The sequence below is a fragment of the Shinella sp. Sh6 genome, from assembly GCF_055392685.1.
In genome coordinates this window covers 687,846-710,480 of record NZ_AP044005.1, presented here as the reverse complement: position 1 = coordinate 710,480, position 22,635 = coordinate 687,846, and the positions used below count along the sequence as shown (strand labels likewise).

The 22,635-nt window shown below is 66.0% G+C and carries 24 protein-coding genes; 17 read left to right on the top strand and 7 right to left on the bottom strand.

The features are described 5' to 3' along the window. Nucleotide 1 precedes the first annotated feature (1 nt). The 4 genes from ACZ5TO_RS03370 to coxB all read right to left on the bottom strand — a co-directional run bounded on the left by ACZ5TO_RS03370 (nt 2) and on the right by coxB (nt 3,909). Nucleotides 2–142, bottom strand: coding sequence for a hypothetical protein (locus ACZ5TO_RS03370; RefSeq protein ID WP_184146300.1), 141 nt, complete (start codon nt 140–142; stop codon nt 2–4). Continuing rightward, nucleotides 142–1,122: a heme o synthase gene (locus ACZ5TO_RS03365; protein WP_380780746.1), complete on the bottom strand. Its 981-nt coding sequence runs from the start codon at nt 1,120–1,122 to the stop codon at nt 142–144. The genes ACZ5TO_RS03370 and ACZ5TO_RS03365 overlap by 1 nt, the downstream gene beginning before the upstream one ends. Nucleotides 1,123–1,336: 214 nt before the next feature. After that, nucleotides 1,337–3,004, bottom strand: coding sequence for a cytochrome c oxidase subunit I (gene ctaD / locus ACZ5TO_RS03360; RefSeq protein WP_184146298.1), 1,668 nt, complete (start codon nt 3,002–3,004; stop codon nt 1,337–1,339). A 20-nt stretch (nt 3,005–3,024) separates the two neighbouring features. Beyond that, complete coding sequence (gene coxB / locus ACZ5TO_RS03355; RefSeq protein ID WP_184146296.1) at nt 3,025–3,909, bottom strand: cytochrome c oxidase subunit II; 885 nt, start codon at nt 3,907–3,909, stop codon at nt 3,025–3,027. A gap of 375 nt (nt 3,910–4,284) precedes the next feature. On the opposite strand from coxB, the gene ACZ5TO_RS03350 reads away from it, so the two are divergent. From ACZ5TO_RS03350 to ACZ5TO_RS03330, 5 genes are all read left to right on the top strand, one after another. Continuing rightward, nucleotides 4,285–4,815, top strand: a complete 531-nt coding sequence (locus ACZ5TO_RS03350; RefSeq protein ID WP_184146294.1) for an invasion associated locus B family protein — start codon at nt 4,285–4,287, stop codon at nt 4,813–4,815. A gap of 72 nt (nt 4,816–4,887) precedes the next feature. Beyond that, nucleotides 4,888–6,303: a metalloprotease TldD gene (tldD, locus tag ACZ5TO_RS03345; protein ID WP_464799535.1), complete on the top strand. Its 1,416-nt coding sequence runs from the start codon at nt 4,888–4,890 to the stop codon at nt 6,301–6,303. A 274-nt stretch (nt 6,304–6,577) separates the two neighbouring features. Continuing rightward, on the top strand, nt 6,578–7,633 hold the full coding sequence (locus ACZ5TO_RS03340; protein ID WP_464799534.1) for a polysaccharide deacetylase family protein: 1,056 nt from the start codon (nt 6,578–6,580) through the stop codon (nt 7,631–7,633). Nucleotides 7,634–7,682: 49 nt separating this feature from the next. After that, nucleotides 7,683–7,907, top strand: a complete 225-nt coding sequence (gene relB / locus ACZ5TO_RS03335; RefSeq protein WP_184146288.1) for a type II toxin-antitoxin system RelB family antitoxin — start codon at nt 7,683–7,685, stop codon at nt 7,905–7,907. Next, the gene (locus ACZ5TO_RS03330; RefSeq protein WP_464799533.1) at nt 7,891–8,163 is read left to right on the top strand and encodes a type II toxin-antitoxin system RelE family toxin; all 273 of its coding nucleotides are present in this window, start codon (nt 7,891–7,893) and stop codon (nt 8,161–8,163) included. The genes relB and ACZ5TO_RS03330 overlap by 17 nt, the downstream gene beginning before the upstream one ends. A gap of 4 nt (nt 8,164–8,167) precedes the next feature. Here the strand turns inward: ACZ5TO_RS03330 and pdxH are convergent, their stop codons facing one another. Continuing rightward, a complete protein-coding gene (gene pdxH, locus ACZ5TO_RS03325; RefSeq protein WP_464799532.1) occupies nt 8,168–8,788 on the bottom strand; it encodes a pyridoxamine 5'-phosphate oxidase in 621 nt (206 codons plus the stop codon). Nucleotides 8,789–8,906: 118 nt separating this feature from the next. Between pdxH and ACZ5TO_RS03320 the strand changes: the two genes are divergently transcribed. The 4 genes from ACZ5TO_RS03320 to ACZ5TO_RS03305 all read left to right on the top strand — a co-directional run bounded on the left by ACZ5TO_RS03320 (nt 8,907) and on the right by ACZ5TO_RS03305 (nt 12,033). Next, nucleotides 8,907–9,287 carry an RT0821/Lpp0805 family surface protein gene (locus ACZ5TO_RS03320; protein WP_246434367.1) on the top strand — a complete coding sequence of 127 codons (381 nt, stop codon included), beginning with the start codon at nt 8,907–8,909 and terminating at the stop codon, nt 9,285–9,287. Nucleotides 9,288–9,369: 82 nt separating this feature from the next. Further along, nucleotides 9,370–10,431: a DnaJ C-terminal domain-containing protein gene (locus tag ACZ5TO_RS03315; protein ID WP_464799531.1), complete on the top strand. Its 1,062-nt coding sequence runs from the start codon at nt 9,370–9,372 to the stop codon at nt 10,429–10,431. 184 nt (nt 10,432–10,615) lie between these two features. Continuing rightward, complete coding sequence (fabI, locus tag ACZ5TO_RS03310; RefSeq protein ID WP_184146279.1) at nt 10,616–11,434, top strand: enoyl-ACP reductase FabI; 819 nt, start codon at nt 10,616–10,618, stop codon at nt 11,432–11,434. 17 nt (nt 11,435–11,451) lie between these two features. Next, nucleotides 11,452–12,033, top strand: coding sequence for a histidine phosphatase family protein (locus ACZ5TO_RS03305; protein ID WP_464799530.1), 582 nt, complete (start codon nt 11,452–11,454; stop codon nt 12,031–12,033). Between the two features lie 17 nt (nt 12,034–12,050). On the opposite strand, the gene ACZ5TO_RS03300 is transcribed toward ACZ5TO_RS03305, so the two are convergent. Beyond that, nucleotides 12,051–12,314: a DUF1344 domain-containing protein gene (locus ACZ5TO_RS03300; RefSeq protein WP_184146275.1), complete on the bottom strand. Its 264-nt coding sequence runs from the start codon at nt 12,312–12,314 to the stop codon at nt 12,051–12,053. A 276-nt stretch (nt 12,315–12,590) separates the two neighbouring features. Between ACZ5TO_RS03300 and ACZ5TO_RS03295 the strand changes: the two genes are divergently transcribed. The 5 genes from ACZ5TO_RS03295 (at nt 12,591) to ribB (ending at nt 18,990) form a co-directional block, all read left to right on the top strand. Next, nucleotides 12,591–15,722 (top strand): bifunctional diguanylate cyclase/phosphodiesterase, encoded by a 3,132-nt coding sequence (locus ACZ5TO_RS03295; RefSeq protein WP_464799529.1) that lies wholly within the window; start codon nt 12,591–12,593, stop codon nt 15,720–15,722. A gap of 122 nt (nt 15,723–15,844) precedes the next feature. Further along, complete coding sequence (locus ACZ5TO_RS03290; RefSeq protein ID WP_184140593.1) at nt 15,845–16,195, top strand: IS1 family transposase; 351 nt, start codon at nt 15,845–15,847, stop codon at nt 16,193–16,195. Further along, complete coding sequence (locus ACZ5TO_RS03285) at nt 16,192–16,551, top strand: IS1 family transposase (RefSeq protein ID WP_464799528.1); 360 nt, start codon at nt 16,192–16,194, stop codon at nt 16,549–16,551. Before ACZ5TO_RS03290 ends, ACZ5TO_RS03285 begins: the two co-directional genes overlap by 4 nt. A 231-nt stretch (nt 16,552–16,782) precedes the next feature. Continuing rightward, entirely contained in the window at nt 16,783–17,880 is a 1,098-nt protein-coding gene (gene aroC / locus ACZ5TO_RS03280; RefSeq protein ID WP_464799527.1) for a chorismate synthase, read from the top strand. 9 nt (nt 17,881–17,889) lie between these two features. Continuing rightward, nucleotides 17,890–18,990: a 3,4-dihydroxy-2-butanone-4-phosphate synthase gene (ribB, locus tag ACZ5TO_RS03275; RefSeq protein WP_464799526.1), complete on the top strand. Its 1,101-nt coding sequence runs from the start codon at nt 17,890–17,892 to the stop codon at nt 18,988–18,990. A gap of 176 nt (nt 18,991–19,166) precedes the next feature. Here the strand turns inward: ribB and ACZ5TO_RS03270 are convergent, their stop codons facing one another. Beyond that, nucleotides 19,167–20,351 carry a winged helix-turn-helix domain-containing protein gene (locus ACZ5TO_RS03270; protein WP_464799525.1) on the bottom strand — a complete coding sequence of 395 codons (1,185 nt, stop codon included), beginning with the start codon at nt 20,349–20,351 and terminating at the stop codon, nt 19,167–19,169. 399 nt (nt 20,352–20,750) lie between these two features. Between ACZ5TO_RS03270 and ACZ5TO_RS03265 the strand changes: the two genes are divergently transcribed. The 3 genes from ACZ5TO_RS03265 to ACZ5TO_RS03255 are packed head-to-tail and all read left to right on the top strand — an operon-like array spanning nt 20,751 to nt 22,632. Next, the gene (locus ACZ5TO_RS03265) at nt 20,751–21,431 is read left to right on the top strand and encodes an energy-coupling factor ABC transporter ATP-binding protein (RefSeq protein ID WP_464799524.1); all 681 of its coding nucleotides are present in this window, start codon (nt 20,751–20,753) and stop codon (nt 21,429–21,431) included. Beyond that, nucleotides 21,425–22,030, top strand: a complete 606-nt coding sequence (locus ACZ5TO_RS03260; RefSeq protein ID WP_464799523.1) for an energy-coupling factor transporter transmembrane component T family protein — start codon at nt 21,425–21,427, stop codon at nt 22,028–22,030. The genes ACZ5TO_RS03265 and ACZ5TO_RS03260 overlap by 7 nt, the downstream gene beginning before the upstream one ends. Nucleotides 22,031–22,068: 38 nt before the next feature. Continuing rightward, nucleotides 22,069–22,632 (top strand): biotin transporter BioY, encoded by a 564-nt coding sequence (locus tag ACZ5TO_RS03255; protein WP_464799522.1) that lies wholly within the window; start codon nt 22,069–22,071, stop codon nt 22,630–22,632. Nucleotides 22,633–22,635: the final 3 nt, after the last annotated feature.

Here is a 22,635-nt window from a genome sequence, read left to right as displayed (position 1 = left end):
GTCAGCCTGCCATTCCGCCGGCGAGCTTGACCAGCGTGATGATGTAGAAGAGGACGACGAGGCCGAGGAGCACGGCGCCGAGCGCGATGTTGCGGTTGCGGCGCGCCTTCTTCTGGTTTTCGGTAAGGTTCACGGTTTCCATCACAGCCCCCATCCAAGCGATGCGATCAGGTGGTCGAGCATGAGCCCGGAGAAGACCGCGAACAGGTAGACGATGGAGAAGGCGAAGAGCTTCTTGGCCGGCACCATCGCGCGGTCGCCCTCCGGCATGCGCAACACGCCGACAGAGTACCACACGAAGCCCGCGCCGAGGGCTGCGGCAAAGAGACCGTAGCCGAAGCTGGCGAAGCCGAGGACGGCCGGCACGACGGCGATCACCGCGGTCAGCACGGCATAGACGAGGATCTGCACCTTGGTGGTGGCCTCGCCGGCGACGTTCGGCAGCATCGGCACGCCGACGGCGTCGTAGTCGCGCATCTTGAAGAGCGCGAGCGCCCAGAAATGGGCCGGGGTCCACAGGAAGGTGATGAGGAAGAGGACGACGCTCTCGATGGAGACGCCGCCGGTCACGCACGCCCAGCCGATCATCGGCGGGAAGGCGCCGGCCGCGCCGCCGATGACGATGTTCTGCGGCGTCGAGCGCTTCAGCCACATCGTGTAGACGACGGCGTAGAAGAAGATGGTGAAGGCGAGCAGCGCGGCCGAAAGCCAGTTGACCGCAAGGCCGAGGATGACGACCGAGAAGGCCGAGAGCGTCAGGCCGAAGGCGAGCGCCTCTTCCGGGCGCACGCGGCCGGACGGGATGGGGCGCTTAGCCGTGCGCGACATGACCGCGTCGATATCGGCGTCGTACCACATGTTGAGGGCACCGGACGCGCCGGCGCCCACGGCGATACAGAGGATGGCGATGGCGCCGATGAACGGATTGATGGTGCCCGGCGCGACGACGAGGCCGGCAAAGGCCGTGAAGACGACGAGCGACATGACGCGCGGCTTCAGAAGCTCGAAGAAATCACGCGGGGACGCTTCGGAAAGGTAGACCTCTCCGCCCGGAACCGTTTCGTGATGCTCGATGACCGCCATGTTCTTTCCGTTCTTCTGTCCGGGAGCGAGGGGCCTCATGCCCTTCCCTCTCCTTCGTCATCCTCGGGCTTGACCCGAGGATCCATGCCACATCCTCCGGCGTGCCGCGGGTGTGGATCCTCGGGTCAAGCCCGAGGATGACGGAGGATGGGGTGCGGGCTGCCGGTTATGCTGGCGCCCTTGCCCCGGCCTCCGCCGGTATTCCGTATGTTCGGAAGCCGCCGTTGCCGGCGGCCCCGATCTTTCGAAGACCTTACTTGATCTTCGGGAGCTGTTCCCACTGGTGGAACGGCGGCGGCGAGGAGAGCTGCCATTCCAGGGTATTCGCACCCTCGCCCCACGGATTGTCGCCGGCGACGCGCTTCTTGGCGAAGGCTTCGGCGACACCGAAGAGGAAGATCAGCACCGCGACGGCCGAGATGTAGGAGCCGTAGGAGGAAACCGCGTTCCAGCCGGCAAAGGCATCCGGATAGTCGATGTAGCGGCGCGGCATGCCGGCAAGGCCGAGGAAGTGCTGCGGGAAGAAGATCAGGTTCACGCCGATGAACATGATCCAGAAGTGCAGCTTGCCGATGAACTCGGAATACATGTAGCCGGTCATCTTCGGGAACCAGTAGTACCAGGCGGCGAAGATGGCGAAGACGGCGCCGAGCGACAGGACGTAGTGGAAGTGGGCCACGACGTAGTAGGTGTCGTGCATGGCGCGGTCGAGGCCGGCATTGGCGAGCTGGACGCCCGTGACGCCGCCGATGGTGAAGAGCAGGATGAAGCCGATCGCCCAGAGCATCGGCGTCGTGAAGCGGATCGAGCCGCCCCACATCGTTGCGATCCACGAGAAGATCTTCACGCCCGTCGGAACCGCGATGACCATCGTGGCGAAGACGAAGTAGCGCTGCGAGTCGAGCGACATGCCGACCGTGTACATGTGGTGCGCCCACACGATGAAGCCGACGACGCCGATGGCGACCATGGCATAGGCCATGCCGAGGTAGCCGAAGATCGGCTTGCGCGAGAAGGTGGACACGATGTGGCTGATGATGCCGAAGCCGGGAAGGATGAGGATGTAGACTTCCGGGTGGGCGAAGAACCAGAACAGGTGCTGGAAGAGGATCGGGTCACCGCCGTTTTCCGGCGCGAAGAAGGCCGTGCCGAAGTTGCGGTCCGTCAGCAGCATGGTGATGCCGCCTGCCAGAACCGGCAGCGAGAGCAGCAGCAGGAACGCGGTGACGAGAACCGACCAGGCGAAGAGCGGCATCTTGTGCAGCGTCATGCCCGGGGCGCGCATGTTGAGGATCGTGGTGATGAAGTTGATCGCGCCGAGGATCGACGAGGCGCCGGCGATGTGCAGGCCGAGGATCACGAGGTCCATGGCCGGGCCCGGCTGGCCCGAGGTCGAGAAGGGCGGGTAGATCGTCCAGCCGCCGCCGGAGCCGTAGGCGCCTGCGGGGCCCTCGACGAACATCGAGAGCAGCACCAGCGCGAAGGCCGGCACGAGCAGCCAGAAGGAGATGTTGTTCATGCGCGGGAACGCCATGTCCGGCGCGCCGATCATGATCGGCACCATCCAGTTGGCGAAGCCGCCGATCAGCGCGGGCATCACCATGAAGAAGATCATGATGAGGGCGTGCGCCGTCGTGAAGACGTTGAACATCTGCTTGCCGCCGTCGATGGCGGCATCGCCCTGGTAGCCGTAGACCATTTGGGCGAGACCGTGGAAGATCTGGATGCCCGGCTCGTGCAGCTCCATGCGCATGACGACGGAGAGCGAGCCGCCGATGAGGCCGGCGATGATCGCGAAGATCAGGTAGAGGGTGCCGATGTCCTTGTGGTTGGTCGACAGGAACCAACGCTGGAAGAAGCTAAGCGGCTTGTGTTCATGGTGATCATGGTGATCGCCGTGGGCAACGGATGTTCCGGCCATGGTCTCAATCTCCCTAGGTATTACTGCGCGGCGTTTGCAGCGACGGCGACGGACTTGTCCGCACCATCGATGGACGCGATCAGGGCCTTGTTCGCTTCGCCGACATTCGTTGCGGCGGCGGCGAGCCAGGTATCGAACTTGTCCTGCGAGACGACCCGGACAGCGATGGGCATGAACGCATGGTCCTTGCCGCACAGCTCGGAACACTGGCCGTAGAACAGGCCTTCGCGGTCCGCCTTGAACCAGGTCTCGTTGAGACGGCCCGGCACGGCGTCGATCTTCACGCCGAAGGAGGGCATCGCGAAGGCGTGGATCACGTCGGCGCCGGTGACGAGCACGCGGACGTGCTTGCCGACCGGGATGACGAGTTCGTTGTCGACGGTCAGAAGGCGCGGATAGACGGCCTTGTCTTCCTTGCCGGCGGCCGCGCGGTCCGCATCGGCCAGCAGCAGGCTGTCGAAGGAGACCGGATTGTCGCCGACCTGGTATTCATAACCCCAGTACCACTGGTAGCCGGTCGCCTTGACCGTCAGCTCGGGCTCTTCCGTGGGTGCAAGCTGCTTGGTCAGAAGCTGGAAGGACGGAACGGCCAGGAACAGGAGGATGATGACCGGGCCGAGCGTCCAGACGACCTCGATGGCCGTGTTGTGGCTGGTCTTGGAGGGAACCGGATGCGCGCCCTCGCGGAACTTCACCATGACGACGATGAGCAGGCCCAGAACGAGGAGAGTGATCGGGACGATGAACCAGAGTGTGTACTGCTCGAACCAGCGGACCTCTTCCATGATCGAGGTCGCAGCGGGCTGAAACCCCGTCTGCCACGGCATCGGCTGGTCCGCGAAAGCGGTCGAAGCAAAGAGCAGACAGCCGAGAGCGGCCAGACCTGCAAAAGCTTTGTTTTTCACAACGTATCTCCCCAAGGCGTTTGATCGGGATCAAACAGACGCGCAGAATCCCTGCTATACTGAGAGCTTAAAACCACAGTTTCATGCTCGCCGCAACCGCCATGGGGGACACCCCATGCGGCATTTTTGCGCAAAGGCAAAAGCGCGCAGCCGCTCCACACACTTTCTTCATAATTTCCTATAGCACGAAAGGTTTGACCGTGCGCCCTCCCCTTCGCGCCGCCCGGCGGGCGCTTCCAAAGCGCCTCTATTTATAAAGCGCGCCGGCTTGTCCAATTTCCGCCGTCAATCAATCGGAAAGGAGCCCTTGGGGCTTTTCATTTCGCTGCCGCCTATTCAAAGATACCGCGACTGATTCGAGATTCCGAGGTTTTCATGGGTTTTTCCTCCCTTTCCCGGCTGTCCCGGGCGGCCCTTGGCCTTGCCGCTCTGGGTTTCGGCACCGCCGCGCTCGCCCCCCTTGCGGCAGCCCAGCAGCCCGGCACGGTGAAATCGAACCATGGCGCCTGGTCGATCGTCTGCGACCAGCCGGCGGGCGCCTCGGGCGAACAGTGCGCGCTGATGCAGAACGTGCTGGCCGAGGACAGGCCGGAGCTCGGCCTTTCCGTCGTCGTCCTGAAGACCGCGGACCGCAAGGCGAAGATCCTGCGCGTGCTCGCCCCGCTCGGCGTTCTCCTGCCGAACGGCCTCGGCCTCAATGTCGACGGCAAGGATATCGGCCGGGCCTATTTCGTGCGCTGCTTTGCCGACGGCTGCTATGCCGAGGTCGTGCTGGAGGACGAGCTGCTGAAGACCTTCCGCTCGGGCGCGACGGCGACCTTCATCGTCTTCCAGTCGCCGGAGGAAGGCATCGGCATTCCCGTCGACCTCAAGGGCTTCGGCGAAGGCTACGACGCATTGCCGTAAGCACGGCGGGCTTGCCGCCCGCCGCCGGGGGACTTACATGAGCCCCAGATTATGACGCTTGCGGAGCCCGCCATGAACACCGACCTCCTCTCCCTCTTCGACGCCGACGAGGCGACCGTGCAGGCGGTGCTGCGGGAAACGCTGAAGGACGCCGACGACGGCGAGCTCTTCCTCGAACACGCGCAGGCCGAATCGCTCTCCTTCGACAACGGCCGCCTCAAGGGCGGCAGCTTCAACACCGACCAGGGCTTTGGCCTGCGGGCCGTGGCGGGCGAGGCCGTCGGCTACGCCCATTCCGGCGAGATGACGCTTTCGGCCTTGAAGCGCGCGGCCGATGCGGCCGGCGCCGTCACGCGCGGCTATTCCGGCGACTATTCGGCCGCCCCGCAGGGCACCAACCGCCGGCTCTATACCGAGGACAACCCGATCGGGTCTCCGACCTTCGAGGAGAAGGTGGCGCTCTTGACCGGGATCGACGCCTATCTGCGCGGCAAGGACCCGAAGGTGCGGCAGGTGACGGCCTCGATCGCCGCGAGCTGGCAGGTCGTCAACATCCTGCGCGCCGACGGCCACCGCGTCACCGACGTGCGCCCGATGACCCGCATCAACATCTCCGTCGTCGTCGGCGAGGGCGACCGGCAGGAAACGGGCAGCTACGGCATCGGCGGGCGCACCACCTTCGACGCCTTCCTCACGGAGGAAAGCTGGCGCTCGGGCGCCGACGAGGCGCTGCGCCAGGCGCTCGTCAACCTGGAAGCCGTCGAGGCCCCGGCGGGCACCATGGACGTGGTGCTTGCCAACGGCTGGCCGGGCGTGATGCTGCACGAAGCGGTCGGCCACGGCCTCGAAGGCGACTTCAACCGCAAGAAGACCTCCGCCTTCGCCGGGCTGATGGGCGAGCAGGTGGCGGCAAAGGGCGTCACCGTCGTGGACGACGGCACCATCGACAACCGCCGCGGCTCGATCACCGTCGACGACGAGGGCACGCCTTCGGCCTATAACGTGCTGATCGAGGACGGCAAGCTCGTCGGCTACATGCAGGATAGGCAGAACGCCCGCCTGATGGGCATGCGCGCGACCGGCAACGGCCGGCGGCAGGGCTATGCCCACCGCCCCATGCCGCGCATGACCAACACCTACATGCTCTCCGGCGACAGGACGCCGGAGGAGATCATCGCCTCGGTGAAGAACGGCCTCTACGCCGTCTCCTTCGGCGGCGGGCAGGTGGACATCACCTCAGGAAAATTCGTCTTCGGCTGCACGGAAGCCTATCTCATCGAGAACGGCAAGGTAACGGCCCCCGTCAAGGGCGCCATGCTGATCGGCAACGGCCCGGACGCCATGCGCCGCGTCTCGATGATCGGCAACGACACCAGGCTCGACACCGGCATCGGCAATTGCGGCAAGGCCGGCCAATGGGTCCCCGTCGGGGTGGGCCAGCCGCATCTTCGGATGGACCAGATCACGGTGGGCGGGACGAAGGCTTAAGGCAAGGCCGCCAATTGCCCCTCATCCGGCCTGCCGGCCACCTTCTCCCCGCAAGCGGGGTGAAGGGGATTGCCGCATCGTTTTCCCATCACAAAGTTCCGCTGGGCGCAGGGAGCAAGCATCCTTTCCTTCTCCCCGCTTGCGGGGAGAAGGTCCCGGCAGGGGGATGAGGGGCTGATTTCCTCCAATCGCCACAGGAAAGTCGCCGTTAACCCCTCGGATACCGCCCGGGTGCGATAACGGCCGCCTGAAAGACGAAGGATAACAACGCCACATGCCGATCCGCAGCGTCATGAGACAGGGGCTGAAGCGCGCCGTGATCACCGGCGGGCTGGAGGTCGCCCATCTGGCCGGACGGGCCGGGCTCATGGCCGGCGCGCGCGGCATGGGCGCGATCTTCACGCTGCACCACGTCCGCCCGAAGACGCCACAGGCCTTCGATCCCAATGCGCATCTGGAGATCACGCCGGACTTCCTCGACGCTGCGATCCGGCACCTTGCGGACGAGGGCTACCAGTTCGTGGCGCTTTCCGACATGCCGGCGCGCCTTGCCATCGCGCGGACGGGCGAGCGCTTTGCGGCCTTCACGCTCGACGACGGCTATCGCAACAATGCCGTCCACGCCCAGCCGGTTTTCACGCAGCACCGGGTTCCCTTCACCGTGTTCGTCGCGCCGGGCTTTGCCGCGCGCACGCACGGCATCTGGTGGGAGACGCTGGCCGAACTTTTGCGCGCCGTCCCGCATCTCGAATTCGATTTCGGCTCCGGCCCCGTGACCCTGCCGCTCGCCACGCCCTTCCAGAAACAGGCGGCCTTTTCCCGCTTCGCCCGCTTCATCCAGGCCGAGATGGACGAGGCCGCCGCGATCGAGCGGCTCGACGCGGCCGCCCGCGCGCACGGGATCGATCCGCTGATGATCACCGAGAAGCTCGTCATGCGCGAGCCGGAGCTGAAGAGCCTCGTCCTCAATCCGCTCGCCGCAATCGGCGCCCACACCGTGAGCCACCGCGCGCTGGCGCGGCTGGACGACGGCGAGGCGCGCCGCGAAATGGCCGAATCGGCCGAGCGCATCGCCGCGATCACCGGCCGGCGCCCGGAAACCTTCGCCTATCCCTATGGCGATGCCCCCGCCGTCTCGGCGCGCGAGCACCGGCTTGCCAAAGACCTCGGCTTCCGCGCCGCCGTGACGACGGAGCCCGGCACGCTCTCGCCGCGCTCCTTCGATGCGTCCATGGCGCTTCCCCGCATCTCGCTGAACGGCCTCTACCAGAAACCGAAATATGTCGGCGCACTGGCCTCCGGCATCCCCTTCCGGCTGATGCGGCGCTAGGCTTTGGCGGCGCTTCCCGACGTGCTATATAAGCCGTGGAGACCGAACGATGCTTGACCTTCACCTGCCCGCCGATATCGAGAAACGCCTCGACGAGCTCGCCCGGAAAACCGGGCGCAGCAAGAGCGACCATGTCCGCGACGCCATCATCGAACATCTCGACGACCTCGAAGACCTGCAGCTTGCCGAAGAGCGCCTGCGCGAATTGCGGGACGGATCGAGCAAGGCCATCGCGATTGGCGAACTGATGAAGGCCCATGGCCTGGAAAATTGAGTTCCATCCGGGCGCGGAGAAGGAACTTGCCAAGATCGGCCCTGTCGCCGCGCAGCGCATCCTGCGCTTTCTCCACGACCGCATCGCGCAACTCGACAATCCCCGTGCCGTCGGCCAGGCCCTGAAAGGGTCCGAACTCGGGGAATTCTGGAAATACCGGGTCGGCGACTATCGCGTCATCGCGCGGATAGAGGATTCCGTCGTCACGATCTTCATCGTTCGCATCGGCGGCCGGAAATCCGTCTACCGCCGCTAGCCGCTCACGGATACATCCGCACCTTCTCCCAGCCCTTGCCGTCCGCGGTGCGGCGGAATTCGACGCGGTCGTGCAGGCGGAAAGGGCGGTCGTGCCAGAACTCGATGGAGACGGGCCTGATGCGGAAGCCGGACCAGTGGGCCGGGCGGGGGATGGTGCCGACGGCGTAGCGCGCGGTGTATTCGGCGACCGCCTTTTCCAGCGCGAAACGGCTTTCGAGCGGACGGGACTGCTTGGAGGCCCACGCGCCGATGCGGCTGCCGCGCGGGCGCGAGGCATAATATTCGTCGGCCTCCGCGTCGCTGACGATCTCGACCTCGCCGCGGATGCGCACCTGGCGGCGCAGCGATTTCCAGTGGAAGCACATGGCGGCCTTGCGGGCGGCGAGGATCTCCGTGCCCTTGCGGCTCTCGAAATTCGTGTAGAAGACGAAGCCCCGCTCGTCGAAGCCCTTCAGCAGCACCATGCGCACGTTCGGCAGGCCATCCTCGTCGACGGTCGCGAGCGCCACGGCGTTCGGATCGTTCGGTTCGCTCCCGCCGGCATCCGCCAGCCACGCCGCGAACAGGCCATAGGGTTGGTTTTCCTCGGTAAAGTCACCGCTTGTTAACGCATTTTCGCTCATATTCTACTCAAATGCCGATCTATCTAGCTGTATGAGGCAGTCTGGAGTGAAAGACATAGCAAAAACGCGACCGGACACAAAGCGATACTGGACGCGCAGCCACGGGATCCTAGCCGTCATGATGGGCGGCTTCATCCTCTCCGGCTGCATGAGCGGTCTCGACCTTTTTTCCGACAGCGGCGTCGACAAGACCGTGCACACGGGAACGGTGCAGAACGGCAATGCCGAGCGGCTGACCGACGAGATCACCGTGCGCAACGCCGTCTCCTCGGCCGACCTCCTGCGTACCGGCGGCAACCCCATTCCATGGGCCAATTCCGCCTCGGGCAGCGCCGGCGTCATCAGCCGGATCGCGGAGAACCGGGACCGGGACGGCCGCCCCTGCCGCGATTTCGTGACGACGAAGCACTCCTACCAGGGCATCGCCAATTTCACCGGCCGGACCTGCCTCGGCAATACCGGCGAATGGCTGCTGCTCGCCTTCGACAAGCAAGGATAACACTTTCTCAACCCTGATCCGTAACAGGCGATTAGGACGTTCATCGCTATTTTGAACGGTACAACGGAGACGGGTGGAAATTATGCGTGATCCCTATTCGGTCCTCGGCGTGAAGCGCAGCGCGGGACAGGAAGAAATCAAGGCGGCCTGGCGCTCGCTGGCAAAGGCCGTGCACCCGGATCAGAATCACGACGACCCGCTCGCCACCGTCCGCTTCACCGAGGCCGGCCGCGCCTACGACCTCCTGCGCGACCCGGACAAACGCAGCCGCTACGACCGCCAGCAGCGCGAGGCCGAGTTCCGCCGCATGGAGCAGATGCGCCGCCGCGAGGCCGAGCGCAAGGCAAAGGCCGAGGCCCCGCCCCTTTCCGGCGAGGACGCGGAGGACATGATCGCCCGCATCTTCGGCGTCGACGCCCGCACCGCGCAGGCCGAGGGTAAGCCGCAGGCCCGTCCCCAGGCACAGGCACAAACACAGGCCCAGCCGCAGGCAGGCGCGGCCCCCGCGCAGGAAGCCCGCAGGCCGGCGGACGACGCAGCGGCCGGCGAGGAAATGCCGGCGAGCCGGAGCGCGCCGTCGGCCGCAACGCTCGTCTCGGCGATCCTTCGCCGCATCCGCGGCAGCCGCGCCAAGGCGGACAAGGCGCCCGACCTCATGGCCGAGGTGACGGTGAGCGTGGAGGATATCCTCGCCCGCACCCGCCCGACCATCGAGACGCCCGAGGGCCAGACGATCCGCGTGCCGATCGGCGCCGGCACCACCGAGGGCCAGGTGATCCGCCTCAAGGAGGCCGGGCACCGCATCGAGAATCTCCGCCGCGGCGACGTGGTCGTGACCGTGCGCGTCGCGCCCGGCCGCTTCCGCATCGACGGCTTCGACCTCAAGATCGACCTTCCGGTGACGATCGAAAATGCCGTGCTCGGCTGCGAGATGACGGTGGAAGGGCCCTCCGGCCCGCTTTCCGTGACGGTGCCGGCCTGGTCCGGCTCGGACCGGGAAATCCGCATCGAGGGCGAAGGGCTGTTGCGGGACACCGGCGAGCGCGGCGACCTCGTCGCGCAGGTCCGCCTCCTGCTCTGGGAAAAGCCCGACGACAAGATGATCGACCTGATGCGCTCGCTGCGCGAGGGGCTCTACCTTTAAATCGGTTTATGACGCTTGCGTGAAAGATGCACCCATTGTTACGGGTGCTAACAGTTCCTGAACCTGTGCGCGCTTGAACCGCATTGCCGCCTATGCCATAGGCAATTCCGACTTATTGCACGCAATTCCAGGGGCAAGGCGCTTCGCGCCTGCCGGGATTGCCCTAGATATCAGGGGACAAACCATGGTTCAGGCATCTGGTCTGATGAAGGGCAAGCGCGGCGTCATCATGGGCGTCGCCAACAACCGCTCCATCGCCTGGGGCATCGCCAAGGCCATCCACGCGCAGGGCGGCGAGATCGCCTTCACCTATCAGGGCGATGCGCTGAAGAAGCGCGTCGAGCCGCTGGCCGCCGAGATCGGTGCTGTGCTGGCCGGCGATTGCGACGTTTCCGACGAAGCCTCCATCGACGCGGTCTTCGACAATGTCGAGAAGATGTGGGGCAAGATCGACTTCATCGTGCACGCCATCGGCTTTTCCGACAAGGACGAATTGACCGGACGCTACGTCGACACGACGCCGGGCAACTTCGCCAAGACCATGCAGATCTCGGTCTATTCCTTCACCTCCGTCGCGCGGCGCGCGGAAAAGCTGATGACGGACGGCGGCGCGATGCTGACGCTGACCTATTACGGCGCTGAGAAGGTCATGCCGAATTACAACGTCATGGGCGTCGCCAAGGCCGCGCTGGAGGCGAGCGTGAAATATCTCGCCGTCGACCTCGGCCCGAAGAACATCCGCGTCAACGCCATCTCGGCCGGCCCGATCAAGACGCTGGCCGCCTCCGGCATCGGCGATTTCCGCTATATCCTCAAGTGGAACGAGTACAACGCGCCGCTGCGCCGCACCGTCACCATCGAGGAAGTGGGCGATGTCGGCCTCTACCTCCTGTCGGACCTGTCGCGCTCGGTCACCGGCGAGACGCACCATGCCGACAGCGGCTACCACGTCATCGGCATGAAGGCCGTCGACGCGCCGGACATTTCCGTGATTAAGGACTGAACCTTCAGGACGCCGCCTTGCTCCTCTACATGATCCGACACGGCCAGACCGCGTGGAATGCAGAAGGCAGGCTGCAGGGCCAGAAGGACATCCCGCTCAACGAGACCGGCCGCAGGCAGGCGGCCGGCAACGGCCTCGCCCTCAGGGGCGTGCTCGGCGACACGGTTTCCGATTTCGATTTCGTGGCAAGCCCGCTCGGGCGCACGCGCGAGACGATGGAGATTTTGCGCGGCGCCATGGACCTCGACCCCCTCGCCTACCGCACCGATCCGCGCCTCGTCGAAGTCTCCTTCGGCGACTGGGAGGGTTTCACGCTGGCCGAACTGGAGGCGCACGCGCCCGAGCGTGTGGAAGAGCGCAGCCATTCCAAGTGGAACTTCATTCCGCCGGGGGAAGCGGCCGAAAGCTACGAGATCCTCTGCTGGCGGATCGGCTCGTTCCTCGCCGACGTGGCGCGACCGACGGTCTGCGTCAGCCACGGCGGCGTCTTCCGCGCCGCCTTCCGCCTCCACGGCATGAGCGAGGAGGAGGCCGCCAACGCCCCCATCCACCAGGACCGCATCCTGCGGCTCGACGGGACGGGGATGAACTGGCTCTGAGGGGCGGCGACCGCCCGTTACTGCTGCAGCACTTCGAGGTCGTTGATGACGCGCTTGCCGTCGACTTCGGTGTAGAACACCAGCACCTTCACACCCGGCTCCAGCCCCTCGAAATTGAACTCTTCCGGCGCCTGGTACTTCTTGCCGTCGTCGAGAGAGAGGCTGAGGTTGGCGGTGTCGACCTTGGTGATCACGGCCTCGACATCCGCGCTTTCGGCAGAGGCGACGAGCGGTGAAAGGAAAGAGGCCGTGGCCATCAGAGCCGCGATGAGCAACCGCATCTTGTGAATCCCTGGGAATGAATCAGTCTTCTTGCCGGTCACGTCAGATGCCCCCCAAATATGGCGAAATTCGCCCGCTTGCGGGAAGGAAAGCCGGAAAGGATGCGCGAATCAAGGCGCGCGGCCGCGTCATCCCCGGGTTTGTCCGACAAATGCGGCGAACCCGCCGCCGCGCACCCCTGCCGTTTCAGGGGAAGCGCAAGTATTTCAGCGAGTTATAAATGCAATTTTAATGAAACATCCCTATGGTCCCTGGCATCATCGGGGACCGCATTCTTGCCTTTGACCGCCGCATTCCGCCGCGCCGTGGCGTCCATCGCAGAATGGGCGAAGCCCTCGCTCGTCCCGGCCGCGATCGCCGGCTGCGTCATCCTGACGGCGGGCATCCTCTACGAGCGCCAGAACGAGGGCGTCTATCGCAACGAATTGCAAAGCCATGTCGCCGGCGACCTCGCGCTGGTCGGCGCCCGGCTGCAGAGCGAGGTGAACGGCAACGTCGCGGCGCTGCGCAGCGTGGCCAATCTCTTTTCCGCCGCGCCCGATCAGGCGGCCTCGCAGTTCTCCGTCTTCGCCCGCAAGCTCCTGCTGCAGAACCCGCACTTCCGCCGCGTCGGCGTGGCGCCGGGCGGAAAGGTCGCGCAGGCCTTCCCGCTCGACCGGAGCCGGCACTATATCGGCACGGATTTCAACCGCTTCGGCTCCTTCCGCATGGCCGCGGAGGCGGACGGCACGCAGGGGCGCCCGCTGATGTCCGGCCCCATCGAGTTCGCCAGGGGCGGGCGCGGCTTCAACCTCTTCATCCCGGTCTTCACCAACATAGACGCGCGGCCCTATCTCTGGGGCTATATCGACGGGCTGATCGACGAAAGGAAGCTCTTCACCGATGCCGGCCTCATCGACGGCGACCGGCATCTTTCGCCAGGCATTGCCGGGCACGCCCGCGATATCCGGCTGGCGATCCGCGACGTCAGCGTGGCGGACAACATCGTCGATCCGTTCTTCGGCGACGTGGAGGTCTTCGAGAGCGAACCCGTCGTGCAGGTGCTCGATTTTCCGGGCGGGCGGTGGGAGCTCGCCGCCATTCCCGCGGAAGGCTGGCATCATCCGCCCGGCAATCTGGCGCGCCTGAGGCTCATCATCGCCGCCGCCGCGCTCATCATCATCCTGCCGATCTTCCTGACCGGCGGCCTCGTCAGCGAGCGCCAGCGCAACATCGCCCGCCTCAAGGCGCGCGAGCGGCAGGTGCAGTCGCTCTCCCAGCGTCTCGACATCGCGCTCGACGCCTCCAAGATCGGCATCTGGGAGATCGAGCTTGCCACCGGCGCGCGCAACTGGGATGCGCAGATGCACCGTCTGCACGGCTTTCCCGAGAACGAGACGCCGCAGGACAGCGCCTGGCGCGCGGCGCTCCACCCCGACGACGCCCCGACGGCCAAGGCGGAGATGGACGTCATCCGCGCCGGCGGCAACGAATACAAGTCGCAGTACCGCGTCCGCATGCCGGACGGGAGCTGGCGCCACATCCGCAATGTCGGCTCCCGCCTCATCGGCCCGAACGGCGAGGAGAAGCTGACCGGCATCAGTTGGGACGTCACCGAGGACGTGCTGCTCAACGAGGCGCTGAAGAGCGCCAAGGAGCACGCCGAGGTGCAGAACGCCGAGCTCGCCCGCCTGACGCAGCGCCTCGACCTCGCGCTCGATTCCTACGAATGCGGCCTGTGGGAAGCCGATCTCGACGTCGGGCGGACCTTCTGGGATCCGCGCATGCACCAGCTCTACGGCCTGACCTTCACGGACGGCATCGTGTCCCACGAGGACTGGCTCGGCACCGTGCATCCGGACGACCGCGCGTCGATCCTGGAGAATGTCGAGCGCTGCACCGCGCAGGACCTGCCCTATGCGCACGAGGCGCGCGTCGTGCTGCCCGACGGCGAAATCCGCCATGTGCGTTCCGTCGGCAAGATCCACTACGGCCACGGCGGCACCCGCAAGCTCGTGGGCCTCGCCTTCGACGTCACGGAGGACGTCGCGCTGCGCGAACACCTCAAGGCGGCGAAGGAGCAGGCGGACGCCAAGAATGTCGAGCTGGAGCAGGCGAAGGTGCGCATCGAGCACAACGCGCTGCACGACCCGCTGACGGGCCTCGGCAACCGGCGCATGCTGGACGACGAGCTGACCGAGATCGCCGGGCTCAGCGAGCTGGTGGACGTGCGCGCCGCCATCCTCCACATCGACCTCGACCGCTTCAAGCAGATCAACGACACGCTCGGCCATGCCGCGGGCGACGCGCTGCTCGTCCACGCCTCCAAGGTGCTGCACGCCTCCACCCGCAAGGGCGACATCGTCGCGCGCATCGGCGGCGACGAATTCGTCGTGGTCGTCACCAACACCACGGACGAAGCCTATCTCAGCACGCTCGCACGCCGCATCATCACGCTGATGCAGCAGCCGGTGGAATATGAGGGGCACCTTTGCCGCTTCGGCGTCTCCATCGGCATCGCGCTCGCCGAGGGGCGGTCGATCGATACGGCGAAACTCCTCGTCAACGCCGATATCGCGCTCTACCGGGCCAAGGCCCTCGGGCGCAACCGGCACGAATTCTTCACCGAGGCACTGCAGGCCGAGATCATCTCGAACAAGCGCATCGCCGACGACATCCTCGCCGGCATCGAGAACAACGAATTCGTGCCCTACTACCAGCCGCAGATCGACGCCGGCACGCTGAAGCTCGCCGGCGCGGAGGCGCTGATCCGCTGGAACCACCCGCGCGACGGCCTGCTTGCCCCCGACCGCTTCCTGAAGATCGCCGAAGACCTCAACGTCATGGCGACGCTCGACCGGATCGTGCTGGAAAAGGCCCTTCTCGACTGCGCCCGCTGGGCCGCTCAGGGGCTCGTCATGCCGAAGATCTCGGTCAACGTCTCGGCCCGGCGCCTGCGCGACGAGAGCCTCGTCGAAAGCCTCACCGGCCTTTCCATCCAGCCCGGCCAGATCGCCTTCGAGCTGGTGGAATCGATCTTCCTCGACGAGAGCGACGACGTGGTGCTCGCCAACCTCGCGCGCATCAAGGCGCTCGGCATCGACATCGAGATCGATGATTTCGGCACCGGCCACACCTCCATCGTCAGCCTGCTGAAGCTGAAGCCGAAGCGCCTGAAGATCGACCGCCAGCTCGTCGCGCCCATCCTGTCCTCGCACAACGAGCAGGCGCTGGTGCGCTCGATCATCGAGATCGGCCGCTCGCTCGGCATCGAGATCGTGGCGGAGGGCGTGGAGACGATGCAGCACGCCGAAATGCTCGGCCTCCTCGGCTGCGACCTCCTGCAGGGCTACGCCTTCGCCAGGCCCCTCTCCCGCGACGCCTTCCTCGCCTTCGGGCAGGAGATGCGCTGGAAGCTGGCGTCGTAGGGAAACTCTGTTCCGGGATACCCCCCTCTGCCCTGCCGGGCATCTCCCCCACAAGGGGGGGACTGTTTACCCGGACCGCTTTTTGGATTCTGTTATAGAGGTGATTTGCGGGGAGGCCCACGATGGATTGCCCAAGCTGTGGCGGCACAGATCTGATCAAGCGCGGCAGCAAGGCCGGGCATCAACGCTACCGATGCCGCGCCTGCGGGCGCTATAGCACCGACAGCCCGCCCAAATTCAGCGCCCAGACCAAGGCCATGGCGATCGAGATGTACATGAACAGCATGGGCATTCGGGCGATCGGCCGGGTGCTTCGTGCTTCGCCCGCGACGGTGCTGAACTGGATCCGCAAGGAGCATGCGGTCCTGCAGCACAAGCTGGCCCAGGCCGAGCCGACCGACACCGGGATACCCGATGTCATCGAGATGGACGAGATCTACACCTATGTCCAAAAAAACAGCGGCGGGCGGTGATCTGGACGGCCTATAGCCGTCGCCAACGCCGGGTCGTCGCATACCATATCGGCGACCAGGGCGTGCGCAGCGCCATCGCCATCTACGATCTGGCCAAGGCCGCCGTCGGCCAGATCGGCGCCATCTTCACCGACGCCAACTCCTGCCATCATCTGGCCTTCGAGCGGATCAAGGCGACCGAGCCGCATCGGCAGACCAAGGCGCAGACCCATCTCATCGAGTCCTCGAACGCCTCGTTCCGCGACATGCTGGCCCGATTCAATCGAAAAACAAAACGGGCCTCCAAGTCACTCGAAATGCTTCAGATCACAATCGACATCTTCATCGCAAGAAAGCGCCTCGCGAGTCCAAGATGAACAATCCCCACAAGGGGGGAGATTGGATGGAGCAATGTTTCGCCCATCATCGGCGTATCAGATGAAGCGATAGGCTTGCATCTTGCCGATCTCCCCCCTTGTGGGGGAGATGCCCGGCAGGGCAGAGGGGGGTTCTATCGCCAAAACCGCTTCGCTTGCGCGAAACCCTTGTCCCTCCCCCGCCTTTTCCACTAAGAGAGGGCGCACTTCCCATCGGGTCCGGGTCCGCTCATGTCGCACAATAGCTTCGGTCATCTTTTCCGCGTCACCACCTGGGGCGAAAGCCACGGGCCAGCGCTCGGCTGCGTGGTGGACGGCTGCCCGCCCGGCATCCGCTTCACGCTCGCCGAAATCCAGGCCTGGCTCGACAAGCGCAAGCCCGGCCAGTCGCGCTTCGTCACGCAGCGCCGCGAGGACGACCTCGTCAAGGTGCTCTCCGGCGTGATGCCGGACGAGGACGGCGAAACGATGATCACCACCGGCACGCCGATCTCCATGCTGATCGAGAACACCGACCAGCGCTCCAAGGACTACGGCGAGATCGCCCGGCGCTACCGCCCCGGCCATGCCGACTACACCTATGACGTCAAATACGGCATCCGCGACTATCGCGGCGGCGGCCGCTCCTCCGCCCGCGAGACGGCCGCGCGCGTCGCGGCCGGCGGCCTTGCCCGCAAGGTCGTGCCCGGCCTTGTCGTGCGCGCCGCGCTGGTGCAGATCGGCAAGCACAGGATCGACCGCAACAACTGGGACTGGGCCGAGGTGAACAACAACCCGTTCTTTGCCCCGGATCCCGCCATCGTGCCCGTCTGGGAAGAGTATCTCGACGGTATCCGCAAGGCCGGCTCCTCCATCGGCGCGGTCGTCGAAGTCGTCGCCGAGGGCGTTCCCGCCGGCATCGGCGCGCCGATCTACGGCAAGCTCGACCAGGATATCGCCGCGCTCCTCATGTCGATCAACGCCGTCAAGGGCGTCGAGATCGGCGAGGGCTTCGCCTCGGCCGAGCTCACCGGCGAGGAGAACGCCGACGAGATGCGCATGGGCAACGACGGCAACCCGATCTTCCTGTCCAACCATGCCGGCGGCATCCTCGGCGGCATCTCCACCGGCCAGCCGATGATCGCGCGCTTCGCCATCAAGCCGACCTCCTCGATCCTCACCGAGCGCCGCTCGATCGACGCCGACGGCAACAATGTCGACGTGCGCACCAAGGGCCGCCACGATCCCTGCGTCGGCATCCGCGCCGTGCCCATCGGCGAGGCCATGGTTGCCTGCGCCGTTGCCGACCATTACCTCCGCGACCGCGGCCAGACCGGCCGCCTGAAATAGGATTCTGCCATGAGCTACGACCAGAAGCGTGTCGTCGACGCCATCCGCGCCTTCGAGGCCGGCGAGATCGTCGTCGTCACCGATGACGACGGCCGCGAGAACGAGGGCGACCTCATCGTCGCCGCCGTGCACTGCACGCCGGAGAAGATGGCCTTCATCGTGCGCCACACCTCCGGCATCGTCTGCACGCCCATGCCGCGCGAGGAGGCCAAGCGCCTCAACCTCAACGCCATGGTGGCGGAGAACGATTCGGCCCACACCACCGCCTTCACCATCTCCGTCGATTTCAAGCACGGCACGACGACCGGCATTTCGGCCGACGACCGCACGCTGACGGTGCGCAACCTCGCCAATCCGAATGTCGGCCCGAGCGACTTCGTGCGCCCCGGCCACGTCTTCCCGCTCGTCGCCCGCGAGGGCGGCGTGCTGATGCGCTCAGGCCATACGGAGGCGGCCGTCGACCTCTGCAAGCTGGCGAGCCTGCCGCCGATCGGCGTCATCTGCGAACTGGTCAACGACGACGGCACCGTGATGCGCGGCCCGCAGGTCTCCAGCTTCGCCGAGAAGAACGGCCTCAAGCAGGTCTCCGTCGCCGACCTCATCGCCTATCGCCAGCGCAAGGAAACGCTGATCGAGCAGGTCGGCAGCTTCGACATCGACACGCCCGGCGGCAAGGCCAGGGCCTATGCCTACACCCTGCCCTGGGACCCGATGCAGCACCTCGCCGTCGTCTTCGGCGACATCCGCGACGGCGTCGACATCCCGGTGCGCCTGCACCTCGAAAATGTCGGCGGCGACGTCTTCGGCGCGGATCGGCAGATCGACGCCATCATGAAGCGCATCGCCGGCGAAGGCCGCGGCGTGATCGTGTACCTGCGCGAAGGCTCGGTCGGCGTCGGCCAGTCCGAAACCGCGCGCAAGGGCAAGCACGACCGCGAGGGCCACGACGAGGCGCAGGCGCGCGAAAGCGAATGGCTGGAAATCGGCCTCGGCGCGCAGATCCTCAAGGACCTCGGCATCAGCTCCATCCGCCTCCTCGCCTCCCGCGAGCGCCACTATGTCGGCCTCGAGGGCTTCGGCATCCGCATCACGTCCACGGATCTCTGCTGAGGCGCATATCCGGCGGCATGGCCGCCCCTCATCCCGCTGCCGCGACCTTCTCCCCGCAAGCGGGGAGAAGGGGATTGCCGGGCCGGCTTCCCGAGTTTCCGAATAGTGTGAGGCGGCGCCGCATGTCCCTTCGCCCCGCTTGCGGGGAGAAGGTGCCGGCAGGCGGATGAGGGGTACTACGCCCCCTCCAGCCAGCGCACGTCCTCGACACCCGTGAACTTCGCAAGCCGGGCCAGTTCCGCCTCCAGCCTCTCCATCCGCCCCGCCGAGGCGCGGACCTTCGGTTCCCACCAGAGGCGCCTGACGTCGAGGGTGCCGGCCTTGCGGTCGGCCTTCATGTCGATGCGGCCGACAAGGCGGTCGCCTTCCAGGAGCGGGAAGACGTAGTAGCCGTATTGCCGCTTCGGCTCCGGCACGAAGACCTCGATGCGGTAGAAATAGCCGAAGAGCCGCTCGGTGCGGTTCCGGTCGCGGATCAGCGGATCGAAGGGCGACAGGACGCGCAGGCGCTGGGGCGGTTCGGGGATGTCGCCGAGACTGTCCGGGAAGCCGGCGAAGGCGTGCGAGGCGCGCGGCTTGCCGCCGTCCGCCGGTTCGACGGAGACGGGGCGCAGCTCGTCGCGGTGCGCCTCCACCCAGGCCTTCGCCTCGTCGGGCGAGATGAGGGCCCAGAAGGCGGCGATCTCGCCGTGCGTGGCAAAGCCTAGCCTTTCGAGCGCGCTGCGGCAGGCCCAGTCGACGAAGGCGTCGTGGTCGACATCGGGCGCATGATGATGCGGCGGCAGCACGCGCTCGACGAGGTCGTAGACCTTCTGGAAATTCTCGCGCCTTGCGATCCCCACCTTGCCGGTGCGCCAGAGATATTCCAGCGCGGTCTTGTTCGGGTGCCAGTTCCACCAGCCGCCGGACTTGTGGTCCTCCGCCTTCAACTCGCGCGACAGCACCGCGCCGCCCGAGGCGATGCGCTCATAGGTCTCCCCGAACGCTTCCTCGAAGCCCGGCTCGCGCCATTTTCGCCAGCGCTCGAGGATCGTTTCGTCCTCGCGGCGGAAGCGGTGCTTCCAGTAGCGGAAGAAGGCGCTCGGGATGATCGAGGCGTCGTGCGTCCAGTTCTCGAAGAGCTCGCCGTCCTCTTCGAGAAGCTCGGCAAGGTGCTCGCGCCGGTAGGTCTGGTTGCGCGAGAAGAGGATCTGGTGATGCGCCCGCTCCACGGTGGCGATGCTGTCGACCTGCACGAAGCCGATATCGTGGATGAGCTGCAACAGGCCCGCCTTGCCGAGCATGCGGCCGGGCGGCGCGCTGAGCCCCTGTCGGGCGAGGAAGATGCGCCGGGCCTCGGCATTGGAAAGGAGAATCGTCATGCCGGATGATAGGCACATATTCCCGGTTTGTTCCACCCGGTTTTCTTTCCATGTTCAAGACCCTCTCTGCCTGCCGGCATCTCCCCCAACACGGGACAGGGCAATCGCATATGGACTTCGACAGGTGCCGCCTGCCCCCTTCTCCCCCTCGGGGAGAAGGTCGCGGCAGCGGGATGAGGGGGCCGCTGGCGCACTACAGCACGCTTGCCCCCTCATCCGACCCTTCGGGCCACCTTCTCCCCGCCGGGGAGAAGGGGAAGAGGCAGCCGCCTGCCATAGGCGATACCCTTTCCCACTGTGAGGAGGGGTCTTCAATCCACATGCAATCGCCCCCGCGGTTTCCTTTACCGCCCGTCGTGTTATAGCTCGCCGCGAATTTCTGCGAACCGGGAACCGCTCTTGGATATCGTCTTTACCGCCGCCACGGTGCGTTATGCCGGGCGTGTCGCGCTCCATCCGCTGGACCTTGCGCTTTCCGAACGGCGCATCGGCATCGTCGGCCTCAACGGGTCCGGCAAGACGACGATGGCGCGCCTGATCAACGGCCTGGTGAAGCCCACCGAGGGCACGGTGACGGTGGACGGGCTCGATACCGTGGCCGACGAGAAGGCCGCGCGGGGAAAGACCGGCTTCATCTTCCAGAACCCGCAGCACCAGATGATCCTGCCGATCCTTGCCGAGGATATCGCCTTCGGCCTGAAGAACCGGGGCCTTGCCAAGACGGAGATCACGGAGCGGACGGAGGCGATCCTTGCCCGCTTCGGCATATCCCATCTCGCCCGCCGCCGCGTCCACGAGCTTTCGGGCGGCGAGACGCAGCTTGCGGCCATCGCCAGCGTGCTCGTCACCGGGCCGGACCTGTTGATCCTCGACGAGCCGACGAACCAGCTCGACCTGAAGAACCGCGCGCTGATCGAGCGCACCGTCGCAGGCCTGCCCGAGCAGGTCATCGTCATCACGCACGACCTCGCCCTCATCGAGGGCTTCGACCGGGTGCTGGTCTTCCACGAGGGCCGGCTTGTGGCGGATTCGCGCCCGGCGGAGGCCATCGGCGCCTACCGGAAGATCGCGGCATGCTGAACGCGCTCGACATCGAAGGCGATTCGCCGCTCCACCGCATGCCGGTGCGCGGCAAGCTGGTCCTGCTCTTTTCCGCCGCCGTCGGGCTCTTCGTCGTTTCGGACCTTCGCCTGCTGGTGCCGGCACTCGCGCTTTCGGCGGGGCTGCTGCTTTCGACGGGCATCGGTGCCGGGCAAGCGTTCCGGCGCACGCGGTTCGTCCTCTTCACCGTGCTTCTCGTCGCCGGCGCCAACTATGTCTTCGTCTCGCCGCACGAGGCCGCCGTCGTCTTCTGCCGCCTTGCCGCGCTGGTGCTGCTTGCCGCCGCCGTCACGGCGACGACCGGCATTTCCGCCTTCATGGACGAGATCGCGCGGCTCCTCACACCGCTGGAGCGCTACGGCTTCGTCCGCGCGGCGGATGTCAGCCTCGCGGTCGGCCTCGTCATCCGCTTCGTGCCGGAAATCCTTTCGCGCTACCGGGATATCGCCGAGGCGCACCGGGCGCGCGGCCTGCCGGTGCGCCCGCTCACCACGCTCGTTCCGCTCATCATCCTGACGCTGAAGGATGCCGATACGATCGCCATGGCGATTGACGCCCGCGGCTTTCGGCGGCACTAAGCACCCACCCGATCCTGTCCATTCGAGGAATTTTCGACATGAGCACCAGAGACATCGTCCTCGTCGCCCTCTTCGCCGCCATCATCGTGGTGCTGGGCCTGCTGCCGCCGATCACGCTCGGCTTCATCCCCGTGCCGATCACCGCGCAGTCGCTCGGCGTCATGCTGGCCGGCTGCATTCTCGGGGCAAGGCGCGGCGCGGCGGCGGTGCTGCTCGTGCTGCTGCTGGGCGCCATCGGCCTGCCGGTGTTTTCCGGCGGGCGCGGCGGTCTTGCCGTCTTCGCCGGCCCAACCGCGGGCTATCTCGTCGGCTTCGTGCCCGGCGCCTATGTCTGCGGCCTGATCGCCGAGCGCCTCGTCAAGGAAGACCAGGCGGACCTTTCGCAGTTCCTTTCCTTCCTTGCGGCCTCCGTCGTCGGCGGCATCGCGGTCGTCTACCTCTTCGGCATTCCGTGGCTCGCCTATATGAGCGGCAAGGCCTTCTTCGGGACGGCCGCCGCCTCGCTCGTCTTCCTGCCAGGCGACCTCATCAAGGCCTTCGTCGCCATGCTGGCCGGCCGGGCGGTGCTCGCCGGCTATCCGCTGCTGCCGCAGCGCGCCTGAGCC